Below are 14,912 nucleotides of genomic sequence, written 5' to 3' on the forward strand. Positions count from 1 at the left end.
TTACGGACTGGCAGTTCACTTCCAGTTGCTCTCCACGGTCACATTGCTGTGCCGCGGTTACTTTCAGTCACAGGCCTGGTGAACATAGGCCTGACAGGGACTCTCACCCTGCTATGTTGGTGCGCTTCACAGTCGCACTAGCGTGGGCCGTGTCGGCCCATGGGGGGGCGGAGCAATGAGCAATGAGAAATCCTACTTCCCTCCTCCAGGTCCTGACTGCTGCAGAAGATAGGCTAGCAAATGATTGAAGTCGGCTGGCGGTATTGCCTCGCCCAGATTCTCAGGCATCAGAGAGTTGGGTGAGTCACGTCGTTCCTGGATGTCCTTCTTGGGATAGGAGGTTTCTTGCCCAGCGGCATTGGCCAGCACCACCAGGTCGCCCTCTTCCCGACGCGGCAATCCGGTCAGCACTTCGCCATCCTTCATGACCCACAGCTGGGTCCGGAAGGCCTGATCGACGTTCCGGTTGGGATCCAGGATGTCCTCGCAGAGACGTTCCAACCCGCGGTTTCCAATGCCGTCCAATTGGGGGCCAACCAACTTGCCGACCCCTTTCAGCTGATGGCATACGGCGCAGGCTTGGGCATACACAGCCGCCCCCCGGACTGCATCCGCTTGAGTGGGGTTAAAGCCGTTACGCCGATCATCGATCAGCTTTTGCACCGTTTGATCCGCGTTCGGCAGCCCGGCGGTGAGCTGTTCAATTCGGTCCTTGGAGGCGGGCAGCGTGGCCGACAGCTTGGAGCGGACGGCGGTTTCCTTGAGCAGGCGGGCGTTCACCTTGGATTGGCTGGCCCAATCCATCAGCTGCCCCGCCAAGACCGGATGCCCAGCCATCGTTTCGGCCAGCTTGGTCTGAATCCGCGACGAGGTCTGACGGAAGGCTTCCAGCAGGACATCAGCGGAGCGTGCGGAATCCCCTTGGGCGAGGGCGGTGCACAGCTCGCGACGCAGGTGAGGCGACAGCAAGGGATCCGCCGCGAGCATACCCACGAGGGACAGTCCGTCGGCCTTCGATTGCGACGTGAGGATACGCACTGCCGTCGACGCCACGGCGAGATCGGTGGAAGGTGTTTCGGCGAGTTGTTGGAGCACTGCTGAGAGACGGGCGAGATCCGCCCCCTCGGCGAGGTCGATTACTGTTTTGAGGTGGGCTCCGATGTCACGCGGAGCCAGTCGAGGCCAGCCGATCAGGTCGGTCTCAAATTTTCCTGCGGCGATCCAAGCATAGGAGGGTCCGTTGTCCTGGTCCACGATCTCGATGCGGGCGCGCTTCCCTTGATGTGGGGAAAGGTTCCATACAGCCGGGGTGGCTACATCGGTGCGAGGCGCGAAGGTCTCGGCCAGCACCTGTCCTGTCGAGGCCTCCCGCAAGATGACCCGGTTGGTGTGCTTGGCGGGTTGATCCGGAAATCCATCGTGTCCCGCGACGTAAAACTTCAGCTCGCCGGGAACCGTGAACTCGGAGGAAACGAAGCTTCCGGTCAGGGCTTCCCCACCGGGAGGCAGACTGCTGATCAGGGACAAAGCAACACCCGCTCGGTTGCGTCGTTCCTGAAAGATCCACGGGCTGGCGCTTTCCCTGGCTGGGTCAGCCGGAACAGACACCCAGCCGCCGTCGGCCCCGATGAACTGTTTCAGCAGGGATTCGGCAACGTCGGTTGACCATTCGGTGACCGCGGGAAGTTTGGTGTGCCCTTTCTCGGCCAGTCCCTGCCGCATCGCCGTGAGCAATTCCGCCTGCTGCTGGGCGTCCTTGGCGAATGTGCGTTTGAGCAGGTCGATCAGGGCCGGCACTTGATCCGGGGCGGTGTAGCGAGCGGCCTGCTTCAGGGCTCGAGTTTGAAAGCCGGCGTCGGATGGGAATTTCTGCAGGTGATGCAGCAGGAACTGGCCGGCCTCGGCCGACCCGACGGCCAGGGCGATATCGGCGATGATTCGCGAAAGCTCCGCGTCGCCGGCTTTCGACTTCCATTCTTCGAATCCACCCGGCAGCCGGAATTGATTGCGCAGGGTGACTCGCAAGGCATGCCGCAGGTGGGTGTCAGCCGCGGGTGTCACCCGGAGGGCGGCCAACGTCGGCTGAATACCGGCCACGGAGGGGTGCATCGACAGTCCTTCGGCAGCGGCCCGTTTCACGTGAGCATCACTGTCCTCCAGTCCGCGCATGAGCAGATCGGATCCGACCGAGCTGGGCTTGGCTTGAGCGGCGATGGCGCGCAGAGTGTGGATTCGGACGAGCGGGCTGCTGTCGCCCCCGGCCGATCGGATCACCTCATTGTCCAATTTGCTCAGGCGGAGGAGCAGCCAGAGAGCACCGACTCTTTCTTGAGGACTGGCCGTTTTTTGGGCCAGAACCTGTTTGGCCAGGCTCGCCGCGGGCATGCCCACCCGATCGACGAGTTCGTTGAAGGCGAGAGTGCGCAACACCGGAAGAGTGGAGCCGAGTTGTTTGATCAAGGCAGGGGCATCCAGGCGTGCCAGATTGGGAATCGCCACCGGCGGCGTGCTCCCCGCACCGGTGTAACGGACGCGCCAAATCCGGCCACGTTCGCGGTCGCGACCCGGATGCGTGAGCGGGACCTCATAGTGGCCAATGATGCGGTTGTAGAAATCGGCGATGTAGAGGGCGCCATCTGGCCCCCACTTCAAGTCCACGGGACGGAACCAGGGGTCGTCGGTGCTCAGGAAATCGGGCAGTTCATGTCCCACCGGACTGCTTCCTCGCCACTCCACGCGATCGCGATTGATCCGGCTGGTCATCACATTTCCGATGAACAGGTTGCCCGCAAACTCGGCCGGCCATCCGTCGTGTTCGACCATTACAATGCCGGAGATCGCCGTGGAACCATGGCTGTGTTCGACCGTGGTAGGAGCGAAGCCCAGTCCGTCGTCGGGTTTGCCGAAACTCGGGTAGTGAGCGCCGGGGATGAGCTGATAGATCGGTGAGCTATGGCAGTCGGCAGTGTAGAAGTAACCCCGTTCGTCGACACACATGCCGAAGGGGTTGACCTGGCCCCAGGTCATTTGTTCCACCCGCGAGCCATCCGGGCGGAAGCGGTAGGTGTTGCCCGAGTTGAGGCTGATGCTGCTTCCGTCCTTGGCCTTGAAGGTCGAGTTGTTGTTGAAGCCGTGGGTGCCGTAGATCCAGCCATCGTTTCCGCGGATAAAGCTGGCGATGTTGCCATGGGTGTCCCGTTCCCAGCCCAGCGGGCCGAAGACCACCTCTTGGCGGTCTGATTTTCCGTCGCCGTCGGTGTCCTGGAAATACCAGATGTTGGGAATGCTCCACGCGAGGCATCCGTTTCCGTAGGGGGTGATGCCGATAGGGATGTTCAATCCCTCGGCAAACGTAGTGACACGGTCGTAGCTGCCGTCCCCGTTGGTGTCCTCAAACACCTTAATGGCATCCCGCGCTGCTTCGCCTGGCTTTTTGGGGAAAGGATATTCGTAGGAGGTGGTGACCCAAAGGCGGCCGCGGGCATCGAAGGCCATGTTCATCGGCTTGGCGATCTGCGGTTCCGACGCCACCAACTCGATGGTGAATCCAGGAGGGAGATGGAACGTCTTCGCTTGGGCGGCCGGCGTGAGCGGATCGGTGGGGCGAACCCCCTCGGCGAACGGGTCGGCGGCCTGGAGTCCGGCGGGCACCAGAACGGCGGCCACAATTCCGAGACTGTTCAAGGATAACCGACGGGAGGATGGAACGATGTTCTGCATGGCCATGGGGTTAGTTTGCAACGGATTTTCGACGAACGGGAGGAGAATCTGTTCATTTGGTGGGGCCTCGGTGCACCGCAGATTTCGGGAGCTAGCCTGAAGACAGCTATCCAGTCCTCAAGAGATCTCCACCAGGGATGACACGCTTGGTGTGAGAACATTGGAAACAACCTCGACGTGTTTCACACTGCCCATTTCACTTTGCTCATTTTTTATTGGAGTTCCGGAACCCGTAGGGTTCACAGAGATTAGCCGGGGCGTGGAGGGCAGCGACACCCCCGGTCTGTCGGCCCCCTGTTGAACAGCACCCTGAAGGGTGTGCCACCGGCCGGCGAGTAGCCTAGAACAGATCTGGTTTCTTGAGTAGGGCTGACGTGGGCCTCAGAACCCGGTGGCATCGCTGCGCGATGCTCGGTAATTCTAACGGTTCCGGGGGTGCTGGCACCCCCGGTTAATTTCTGTGAACCCTGCGGGTTCGGGCCCCCTAACACCAAGGTGAGGAACTGCCGTTTTGCCCAACTTGTTTAGTCCCGAATTTCCGAGTTAAAGATACGACGTCTCTGGTTGTGCCGGATGGGGGTAGTGGGACTTGGGCTGTTCGGCTTTAAGTCCCCTCTTGTACTTTTTTGCAATGGATTATCGAGGCAAAGCCAGGGATCCTGTCGGGCGATGAAGCCAATGATTGTGGACGCACACGTGCACATGGTCGGCAACGGAAGCTCGGGGAGCGGCTGTCGTTTGCGCCTGAGCGGCGCCCACCGGTTTCTTGCCCGTTTCATGCTGCAGCACATAGGCCTGTCGCAGGATGCGCTGGCCAAGGACCTGGACCGAATCTATGTCGAACGGCTTCTGGGTTTGATCAAGGAGTCGTCCATCCATCGGATCGTTCTTTTGGCGCACGATGAGGTTTATCATGCCGACGGACGGGTGATGGACGGCGTGGGCTCCCTGTATGTTCCGAACGATCATCTTCTGGAGCTGACGCGTCAGTTTCCGGAATTCCTTCCCGGGGTATCGATTCACCCGGCTCGCGCGGATGCCCTGGCCGAGTTGGAGCGGGCGATTGAGGGTGGGGCCGTTTTGATGAAGTGCCTCCCGAACTGTCATAACATTGATTGCAACGATCGGCGTTACACTCCGTTTTGGGAACGCATGGCGGAGGCGGATCTGCCCTTGCTCGCCCATACCGGAGGGGAGCACACCGTGCCGGTCGTGCGTGCCGAGCTGGCCGACCCGCGGGTGTTGACGCTCCCCTTGGAGTGTGGGGTGAAGGTCATTGCGGCGCACTGCGGGACTCGCAGCGGTTTGAGGGATCCGGATTACTTTGAGCACTTCCGGGAGATGACGCAGCGTTATCCGAATCTGTATGGGGACACGAGCGCGTTCAACCTTCCCATGCGTGGGCTGCACATTCGAAAGTGCCTGCAGTCTCCCCTGCGGGAGCGACTGGTGCACGGCAGCGACTTTCCGGTGCCGATTCAGGGTTTGTGGGCATGGATGCGCGGTCTGTTACCCTGGAAGGAGTATCGGAGATGCCAGAGAATACCCAACGTAATCGAGCGCGATGTCCAACTCAAGCGGGCGATGGGGTTTGATGCGGAGCATTTCAGCCGGATCGCGTCGCTGTTGCGGTGAGCGGGGAATCGTCCGGGGACGGACGACCCTACAATTGTAGCGTGGGCCGTGTCGGCCCATCGGAGGGGGAAGCGACGGAAACGAGGGAGGTGTTGCCCACGGATCACACAGATCACACGGATTGAGAGAAAACCAGGGGACCTCGGATCTCTTCATTTCTAAGTTTCGTTCCCGTCCGCGTGATCCGTAGGCAATACAGCCCCCTCTGTGGTCAAAATGGAACAAGTGGCCTCTACAGCGATGCTTCAAAATTTCTCTTGCCACACACTGCCTACAGTTGTAGTTCTCATGAATGCCTACAGTTGTAGGCGATCGCTAGAATGAAACCGATACCGCGTATTTCCGAGACGGAGTGGGAGGTGATGAAAGTGGTTTGGCAGAAGTCACCCCGGTCGGCGGGGGAGATCCTGGACGAGCTTCGCCGCGACGACCCGAGTTGGCATCCCAAGACGGCGAAGACCTTGATCGCCCGCCTGGTGCAGAAGGGCGCGCTTGGGTTTAGAAAAGACGGCCGAGCGTATTTCTATCATCCGCTGGTGGATGAGCGCACCTGCTCAAGCGTGGAGAGTGAGAGTTTTCTGAGTCGTGTCTTTGGAGGCTCCCTCAAGCCGCTGCTCGTTCACATGGTGGAAGAAAAGAAGCTGTCAGCGTCCGATATCAAGGAGCTCCGAAAACTTCTCGACGGAAAATAACGATCAACAGGGGGGCAACCGATGAACATTTTAGACTCAGCGTTGTTAGCTCTGCTCCGCTCCTCCTGGCAGGGGGGAGTGCTCGTGCTGATTGTCTTGTCCCTTCAAGCTCTCCTCGGTCAACGGCTTGCCCCGCGTTGGCGGCACGGCCTTTGGTTGATCGTCTTGGTGCGCCTGGCGCTTCCTGTTTCATTCGAATGGCAGGGGAGTATGTTCAGCTTGGTGCCTTCGTTGCGGGTGCCGCTTTTTTCCGAAAAGCTGGATCGAGCGACCGACTTGCCTGCGAGGCAGTCCGGGTTCGAGTCCTTGCCCGTCGGACCGCCGATCTCGAAGGATATCTCCTCTGCCGATGAGCCGCGTGAGGACCTGCAGCTTGCAGGGGCTTCTGTTCCTCTTCCTACCAGTGACATCACCCCATTCGCGAATCGGGAGAGCTTCTCTCCATCGCTCCCGCAGAGCCCGTGGCCCTGGATGAAGTGGGTCGCATTCGTTTGGGCACTGGGAGCGGTGGGTTTTGGGGTTTTGATTGGGTTGCCGGCCTGGCATTTCAGTCGACGCGTTGCGCGGCTCCATCCCCTGAACGATCCGAGAGTTGATTCGATTCTGACGGCCTGCCGGAACCGAATGAGCCTCAAGCGAAATCTACTAGTTTTTGAGACAGACGCTGTCGCGAGTCCGGCGCTCTTCGGATTGTGGCGGCCTCGGCTCCTGCTGCCTCCTGGTCTGGTCAATCGCTTCGCGGTCTTGCAACTCCAGCACATCTTCCTGCATGAGTTGGCGCATCTTCGGCGTAGAGACCTACCACTGAATGGGATCATGATCTTGCTGGTGGTTGTTCACTGGTTCAATCCCCTGGTCTGGCTCGCGATGAGACGCATTCGGGTGGACCGTGAGTTGGCCTGTGATGCGTTGGCCCTGCAATATATCGACCCCAAGGAGGCCAGGGGTTATGGAGAAACGATCATCAGCCTTGTCGAGGATATCTCGCAGCGGCCGATGGTCGCCGGGTTGGTGGGCATGGGTGAGGATCCTGGGGCGTTGCGTGCACGCATTCGGATGATCGCCCGTTTTCGAAAACCGGGACGATGGTCTGCTCTGGCGCTGGTATTGCTTGTGGGGCTCGGGGCGGTTGGACTCACGGACCCTAACGGTAAAGATGTCGATCCGGTCCGGGCGGAGTCTTCCTCGCAAAACCCCGAATCGGCTGGCGCAGGCCTCATTACCGCTGCCGCAGTCGCTTTGGAGGGGGCGAATGTCTCCAATGGATACAAAGATAATGACGGGTCTTCCGAACCTGTCTGCCGCATCGAGGTGCTGGATGAGAAAACGGGACAACCGATCGAGAAGGCGGTGGTGATGGTGGATACCCTGGGCTATATTAGGGTACAGCCTCCGCAGTGGATCGTGGAGACGGATGCGCGCGGCATGGCCTCGATACGTCACTTCGCTCTCATACAGTACAAGATGATGAGCGTCGTGGTCGCTCACCGTGACTATGCTGCCAGCCGCGTCCAGTGGCATAATTCTCCAGGAACCCTCGGGACCGGTGTGAAGGGGGACCTGCAGGTGCGTCTGGGTCGTGGCGTGCGTTTGGGGGGAAGACTCGTCGACTCGGAGCAAAAGCCAATCGCTGGGGCGCGCGTCCGTCTCTCCAGTTTTGGCATCCCCTGGCCCGTGCCTGCCGGAAAGCCTGGCTTGGAGCTTCCGACTATCTCCCAAATGCCAGGATGGAGCTTTCAGACGGTGGTGGAGACGGACGGTGATGGTCGGTGGACTTTCGACCGAGCGCCTTCGCCCGTGGTGAGGGCTAGCCTGGAGGTCCTTCGACCGACCGGTGGGCGCCGCTGGTTTAGTTCGGCACCCAATTCCGGGCTCTCTCCGAGTCATCCTCGTGTGCGGTTGGAATCACTCATGAGCCAAGCGGCGGTCCTGGAATGGAAGACTGGGATAGATCTGGATGTCCGGGTCTCGGATGCGTCTGGAATGCCGGTGCCGGACGCGAGCGTGTACTTGTTGGTTCGCAACGAGGATCTTGATTACACAATTCGCGATCGATCTTTGAAGGATCTGGTACCGGAGGGGAAGACGGATCGGTCCGGGTCACTGAGTTTATGGGATCAGGCCTGGAGTGAGCATACCATCCTGGTGAAAGCTACGAACTACGCCGTTCAGGCTCAAGTTGTGCCTTTACGAAGGGGTAAAGTTCCGGTCTCGATCATTCTGCGGAAAGCTCTCCCTTTGCGGCTTCATGTTGTGGATCGATCTGGTAATCCAATCTCTCAGGTTCACGTGTCTTTCGCTGGTTCTTCGAACCTTGCCGCCCCGGCTATCCCCTGGTCTGGTTTTACCGATGCCCAAGGACGGTTGGAATGGATGGATGCACCGAGGGAGGATTTTGATCTGCTCTTCGCTCGCGGTTCCCGGCTCGTTTCCTTTCGGATGGGGGGGGAGCAGCGCGAGCGTACAATCAAGATCCTGGGTCCGTGGGAAAACGAGTCGATTTCACTCTCAGGACAGGTAGTTGACTCGATTACAGGTGCCCCAATTCAGAACTACCAGATTCTGGGATTACGGAGGGAGGGATATCCCAATTCTGGCTATCAACTGCTGGCAAAACATGACAGCGGTGATTTTAGCTTTCAGCTGCATCGTGCGCAGGAGGCTACTGAACTGGATTCAGATTCTGCCTCCTGGAATCGCTATCGGTTAAAGGTGGTGGCAGCGGGTTATGAACCTTTGGTGACCGAGGAGTACCACTTCACCCAAGGGGATCAACGACTCCGGTTTTCACTCAAGCCTAGCTCGGTTCCTCGCCACGTCAGGGTGCTTCAACCAGACGGTTCGCCAGCTGTGGAAGCGGTTATGTATCGCGCTCAGGGTCGTCAGGCGGGCTTCTTGCCAGAATTCGGTAGCCGCTATCCGTCAGGATCGGGCTCTGGTTTCGAGGAACGGCAGAGCGGCGCCGATGGTCGACTTGAACTCCCGATAGATGTGTCTGAAACTCCCTTGGTTGTCAGGCATATCACGGGAACAAAGGTAATCACTTTGGGTGAGTGTCACCAGCATTCCAGCATCCTTTTGGAAGCCTGGGGACGTATCGAAGTGCAGTGGGACCTGAACCAGCTGGATAAGACAGCGGTGGCATGTTCGCTAGAGAGTCTGATCTACATTCCAGGGCGCTTGAATGCAGGCGGTATCCAAGCCACCTCCGACAAGCAGGGAAAAGTTGTCTTCCAACATGTGACGCCGGGCGATTATATCATCGGACGATACGGTTCTAGTTCCTCGGGTATTCTGCAGGATCATCACAGTGTGCATGTCAGTGCAGGGGAAACGGTCCGTCTGAATCCGGGGAGAGAAGCAGCGGATGTGATTGGGCGTCTGGTGCCTACCCCCGCGCGGGGTGCCGATGCCTACTCCGAGCCAGAGTTGGTCAATCTCTTGGTGAAGAAACTACCTCGGTTGGAGTGGCCAGAACGACGCACGTTCGCTTCTCCGGATCGGTACTTCAAGGCGATGGTTGAGTTTCTTTCGACGGAGGCTGCCCGTGACTACTTTCGGCAGAGGCGTTTTTATCTCATCCAGTGCCAGCCCGATGGAGCCTTTAGGATCCGCGGAGTGGAGCCGGGGGAGTATGAGATCTATTCTGGAGTGAGTCGGTATGCGACGTCACGCATCTTCCCTTGGATTCTCCAAGGACTGGATGAACCGGAGGCAATTGACCGCGTCACCATTCCCCGCGTGACCGGGCTGCGACCGGATCTTCCTTTGGATCTGGGGCTCATTGTATCGGGACGCTCGACGCCTGTGGAACTGTCGGGTGTTCCTCTGGAACTTGAAGGTCGTGGGCAGAACGGGGCACCGTTGTCGCTCGCTTCCCTGCGTGGAAAGTGGGTGCTCTTGCATTTCTGGTCGAGTTGGTCGGACCGTTCGCTCGAACGGATGGCAGAGCTGAAGGAGGTTCATGCTTGGAGCCGCCAGCAACCCAAGTTCACTCTCATCGGGGTCAATTTGGATGGGGAGTTTTCCCAGTCGAAAGAGACTATCCAACGCCTTTCTCTAGATTGGGCACAACTTCATCTTACCAGCGAGCAGCGCGGTGCCATCGTTAAGCAGCTCAGCCTCGCTGAAATTCCGCGCTCGCTATTGCTCACCCCCGAAGGTCGGCCATTCTTGCTCGATCTGCCCATCGGCAGGTCTTTGGAGGTGGCTCGGAAAGTAGTGGAGCAACCGATAATTCGCTGACCTCACGATGGTGTGATCCTTCTCTAAGCGGTGAATGTTATGAAAATCTGCCTCCTGCTCCTCATGGTGGTTCTGGTGAGCCCGTTGGTCGAAGCTGGGGTGTCGGTGTCGGGCCTCATCCTGGACAGAGCAGGGCGGCCGGTGTCTGGCGCTCGCGTGATCGTTCGGGGGCGGGCGGCCGAGTTCAAAACAGAGTGGTTGCCGAGTAGCGAAGCTGCCTTAACCGTCGTCTCGGATTCACAGGGGCGATTCCGCCTGCCGACAGAGACCGGATGGACCGCTTATCATGTTACCGTGCAAGCTACGGACTTCGCTCCCCTCTGGTCTGCGCTGAATCTGGGTCGAGATCCGATCCTCGTTCTGCCTAAGGGAGCCGCCGTTTCCGGAAAGGTGGTCTCGCAGGGCAAAGGGGTGAGGGATGTTGTGGTGGTTGCCGAAACCGAGGCTCGTGGCCCCGGACTTTTCTTAAATGGCTTCCTGGCCCGCACCGGGGGGGACGGAGAGTTTGTCATGTCACACCTACCAGCGAACACACGCTTCGTGCTCTCCACTTCTCTGCGTGGGAGGGACGATGGCTCCATGGTGCCCGCCCGTGTTATTCGGACCTTGGACGATGGCCTTTCAGTGGGGGTCGGCGACCTGGCACTCGTCAAGGTAACTCCAATGAGGGGGCGAGTTGAACTGAAGGACGAAGTTTCTCTCGCCCTATCGGCCAAGGCGCAGGTAATCCTCATTCGTGATCGATTCCAGGATCAGATGGAGACGTCCTTGAATCTGGATGGGTCATTTGAGTTTCCGGCCGTTCCAATAGAGGTGGTTGCCCTGCGCGTGGATCTTCCAAACTATCGGGTGTCCGGTCGGAACCGAAGTCTTGATTCGGCCGATCCTAGGCAGCTCTTGGGATTTTGGAGTGGCGACGTTTACCCCCTGCGAATTCTGGTGGAGCCGGGAGACCCGTTAAAGCCGATGGATGTGCTTGGACGGCCGGTTTCTAACTCTCCCGAGGATCCTCTCAAGGGCGTGGACTAGCAAACTTCAGGGCGAGGAGCCCGACTCCGTCGGGTGCTGAAAAGCTGTAGAGGGCTACAGCACTCCAAACGGCCAGTCGGCCTCGCGAAGCGTCTTGGAGTTGATCGAGAAACGATCCTACTAAGCTTCTAGTTCAGTCGTCGTGCAGCCCTCTGCCGCTTTTGGCCCCCCGAACGGAGTCGGGCTCCTCGCCATCATTCAGGTTTAATCCTCCTATACAACCCGCTCTATTCTCTTGCTTGCCTCTCCTCCCGAGCGCAGGTTGCTTCTCGAACCCAGTTCATGCGTGTCCGCATGAAGCGCCTTGTTTTCGCGGGCGTTCCTTTTCCAACTCTATCGGGATCTAACCGTGAAAACGAAACTTGTCCTCCCCTCTCTCGCCTACCTGGTCGCCTGCCTCCTGCTCACCGTGTCCCCCAGTTCGGCTCCCGCGGCCGCGCCGTGGGCCGGCCCGATCATGCAGCCCGGAATCGCGGCACTCACGTGCGCCGCTCAGCAGAAGAACGCCAGCGGCGCGACAGTGCCGCCCAACTTGTCGTTCCCGTTCGGATTGGTGGATCTTCGAACGCCTCCTCTCCCGAAATACACCGTTCAGGGAACGACGGCCGCGTTGTGGAATCCCCCGATGTATCATCACCCGGATTGGTCCGCCCAGCGACTGGGCTGTGTGTTCGGGATCACCATCGACTCCACGGGGAATATTTACGTGGCGGCTCACAGCTTGTTCGTGCCGTACTGGGGCGCTCCGTTCTTCGGGAATCCGTACCTGCAGTTTGGAACCATCGGCGGCTCCAATCCGATTCAATCCTCCGGAACCATCTATCGCATCGATGCCCTCACGGGGGTGGTCACCGTGTTCGTGGTGCTGCCCCAGCAGGCGGATCCCAATCTGCCCTGGAACTCGGCCGCGGGGCCGGGCATCGGGAATCTCACCTACGACGAGGCTCACGACCAGTTGTTCGCGACCAATCTCGAAGATGGTAGGATCTATCGGATCACGAAGAGCGGGTTGGTGGGTACGATCTCGGGAGTGTTTGACCCCCTGGCACCCGACAACGGGCTGCCGGGTATGCCCCCATTGGGAGATAGGCTCTGGGCTATCGAGGCTTCAGGCGGGCAGCTCTTCTACTCGGTTTGGAACCAAGGCACCGCGTCAAACCCGCAAGTCATTCGCAGCGTGGGGATTCTTCCTGGGGGTGCGCTTAATCCATCCTCCGACATCGCGGTTTTGACCGTGACGCCGACAAGCGCAGCCGCGGCGGGGTATCTTTCCACCCCGGTTAGTGACCTCTCGCTGTCCCGTGATGGACTCACCATGACCTTAGCGGAGCGAGGTATGTTACGCACTACGGCTAACGGAGGTTCTTTCACCGACTACTATGTGGTGGCCAACCACTACACTCCCGTGAAGCTGGCGCAGTATTCGGGAAGTTCTTGGAGTGTGGTGAAAACGCTGGCCTCTGGAAAGAACAGTTCCCTGGGGGAAGGTTATGGGGGAGCGGATTTCGGGCCGGAAAGTGGCCAGCCGGAGACGTTGGTTTGGATGAGTAGCGCAGACCTGGCGGGTAGTCCGGGACCCCATGGGATTCAAGGAGTGCGGCGCACGGACTTCCCCGCGGTTCTGGCCCAGGCCGTCCAGGCTTATGCGGTTCCCTACGACCCCGGCTATACCGCCTCGGGGCCCGATGTGAAAGGCATCGGCGCCGACGTGGAGATCATGCCAGAGAAGGCCTGCGTCCAGTTTGTCTCAGGTCGAGTGGAATGTCAGGCGGGGGAGGTGTATTCCTACAGTTTCTGCTTCACGAACCGCTGGACGAATACGATCTATCACATCGTTTCGTTGGGGTTGCCCTCCGGGGTGTCGATGTCGCCTGGGCCGATTCTTGATTTTCCTTCGGGAATCGCGCCGGGGCAGGGCATCTGCACGAATGTCACATTGACGGTGGGCGCAGCGGGTGTGGACGTGAAGGAGTTGTGCTTTCAGCTGGCCTTTCACACCCTCGATTTCAGTCAGTGCTGTATCGTTCCGGTTTGCCTCCAGCTGCCTCGTTGCTGTCTGCCTCCGATCGGGGAGTCCAAAGTTGATTGTGATCCCGCCACGGGGGTGATGAGTTACACGTTCGCGTTCCAGAACAATTCGGGTCAGGCCGTTGGCGCGCTCTACTTGCTCCAGCTGAGCCCGGCCTGCTTCTCTATTTCGCCGGCGTCGGTTAGCTTCGTTCCGCCGGTCCCGATTGGCGGCGTCACCAACGTGACGGTTTCGGTGATCAAGACGAACCTGTGTCCCGATCAGCTCTGTCTCAAACTCTTGGCCTTAAACACCAATTCGACGGAGTGTTGCGTGATGGATCGTTGCGTGGATCTGCCGAAATGCGGGCACTCAGGCGAGCTGGTTCATGATGGGAAGCGTGCGACGCTCTCATTTCCGGAAGAGGCGCGAGTCGAGGGAGTGAGTTTCTTCCTCGACGGCCGCGAGTTTGCTAGCGATGTGGTCGCGCCCTATGAAGCGCTGTTCCCTTCGGTCGTGCCTACCGGTCTCCATGAGCTAGCGGCACTCACTCGCTACTCCTCCGGAGCCTGGGTCCCATCCGACTCTCGTTGGGTTTACCTCGAGGGGGATACGACGGGTGGTACACCTGAGGCCCCGATCATCAGTGTAGCGGTTTCCACTGCTGGGATCGAACTGACTGTGGGAACAATGCCGTTAGTGAAGTGCTATCTGGAAGCGAGCGAGGGTTTGGAGCCGGCGCGATGGGAGGTTTTGGAGGCCATCACGGGCGACGGAACACCACGGCTGGTTCGGGTTCAGGCCCCGGTGGGTAAAATGCGATTCTTTCGAGTGCGCGAGGAGTAGGCCAGGGTGGGGTAGTAGAGGTAAACCAGGTCGGCGGGGGAAAGATTCACGAACGGAGTTTGCACCGCAGAGACGGGATGAGCGCAGAGAGGGTACGAACACAGAGATCGGATTTCTTCTCTGCGGCCTTCCCGTCTCTGTGGTGTAAAAGTCCGTTCCTTCACCCCGCACGTTGGTCGGGGTCTCGGCCCATCGGAAGGGGAAAGAACAGGAAGGAGGGAGGTGTTGCCCACGGATCACACCGATCACACGGATTGAGAAAAAACCAGGGGACCTCCGATATCTTCATTTCTGAGCTTCATTTCCCGTCCGCGTGATCTGCGTGCTCCGTGGGCAAACACCTCCCGGATGTCGCCCAAATCGACAAAGTTTCCGATGAAGTTTCCGACGAAGGCTGGGTAAAACGGCCAGGAGGCGCGCCGCATCCGGGCATAAAAAAACCGGGCTGTGTGGTCAGAGGATGACCCTCACAGCCCGGGGAATTTCGAATTAATACAGGAGTAGGCTTCCGTGGAGATCCGCTCGAGGTCTGTATCGTCCCCAAGCGAAAGTCTTAAAATAGTTAAGGTTCCGGGTTTAAGCTTCTCCAAGCTTGAACACTCAGGAGCCCATCTGCGCAAAAGCCACTACTGATTTTCTGTCAAAGAACATTCGAACTCCACTCAACTCTATCAAGCGCCGAGACTGAGAGTTGGGGCACGCGCACAGTAAAGAGCCATTACCTCTCGAAGTCAAGT

Annotated in this window: 6 protein-coding genes; 5 read left to right on the forward strand and 1 reads right to left on the reverse strand. The window is 59.1% G+C overall.

Translation table 11 applies throughout. The annotated features are described in order from the left end of the window. Positions 1–192: 192 nt before the first annotated feature. Positions 193–3,720 carry a c-type cytochrome gene (locus tag JNN07_12265; protein ID MBL9168508.1) on the reverse strand — a complete coding sequence of 1,176 codons (3,528 nt, stop codon included), beginning with the start codon at positions 3,718–3,720 and terminating at the stop codon, positions 193–195. 669 nt (positions 3,721–4,389) lie between these two features. Here JNN07_12265 and JNN07_12270 point away from each other — a divergent pair. The 5 genes from JNN07_12270 (at position 4,390) to JNN07_12290 (ending at position 14,175) form a co-directional block, all read left to right on the forward strand. Next, positions 4,390–5,355 (forward strand): amidohydrolase family protein, encoded by a 966-nt coding sequence (locus JNN07_12270; GenBank protein MBL9168509.1) that lies wholly within the window; start codon positions 4,390–4,392, stop codon positions 5,353–5,355. 320 nt (positions 5,356–5,675) lie between these two features. Then, the gene (locus JNN07_12275; protein ID MBL9168510.1) at positions 5,676–6,047 is read left to right on the forward strand and encodes a BlaI/MecI/CopY family transcriptional regulator; all 372 of its coding nucleotides are present in this window, start codon (positions 5,676–5,678) and stop codon (positions 6,045–6,047) included. 21 nt (positions 6,048–6,068) lie between these two features. Further along, positions 6,069–10,292, forward strand: coding sequence for a redoxin domain-containing protein (locus tag JNN07_12280; GenBank protein ID MBL9168511.1), 4,224 nt, complete (start codon positions 6,069–6,071; stop codon positions 10,290–10,292). Positions 10,293–10,331: 39 nt separating this feature from the next. Next, the gene (locus tag JNN07_12285; GenBank protein MBL9168512.1) at positions 10,332–11,321 is read left to right on the forward strand and encodes a carboxypeptidase regulatory-like domain-containing protein; all 990 of its coding nucleotides are present in this window, start codon (positions 10,332–10,334) and stop codon (positions 11,319–11,321) included. A gap of 349 nt (positions 11,322–11,670) precedes the next feature. Beyond that, positions 11,671–14,175 (forward strand): hypothetical protein, encoded by a 2,505-nt coding sequence (locus tag JNN07_12290; protein MBL9168513.1) that lies wholly within the window; start codon positions 11,671–11,673, stop codon positions 14,173–14,175. The last annotated feature ends 737 nt before the right edge of the window (positions 14,176–14,912 follow it).

The organism is Verrucomicrobiales bacterium, assembly GCA_016793885.1.
Taxonomy (GTDB): domain Bacteria; phylum Verrucomicrobiota; class Verrucomicrobiia; order Limisphaerales; family UBA11320; genus UBA11320.

Coding starts and splice junctions, on each gene's coding strand:
- JNN07_12265 (MBL9168508.1), bottom strand. CDS start 3,720: ATGCAGAACATCGTTCCATCCTCCCGTCGGTTATCCTTGAACAGTCTC.
- JNN07_12270 (MBL9168509.1), top strand. CDS start 4,390: ATGAAGCCAATGATTGTGGACGCACACGTGCACATGGTCGGCAACGGA.
- JNN07_12275 (MBL9168510.1), top strand. CDS start 5,676: ATGAAACCGATACCGCGTATTTCCGAGACGGAGTGGGAGGTGATGAAA.
- JNN07_12280 (MBL9168511.1), top strand. CDS start 6,069: ATGAACATTTTAGACTCAGCGTTGTTAGCTCTGCTCCGCTCCTCCTGG.
- JNN07_12285 (MBL9168512.1), top strand. CDS start 10,332: ATGAAAATCTGCCTCCTGCTCCTCATGGTGGTTCTGGTGAGCCCGTTG.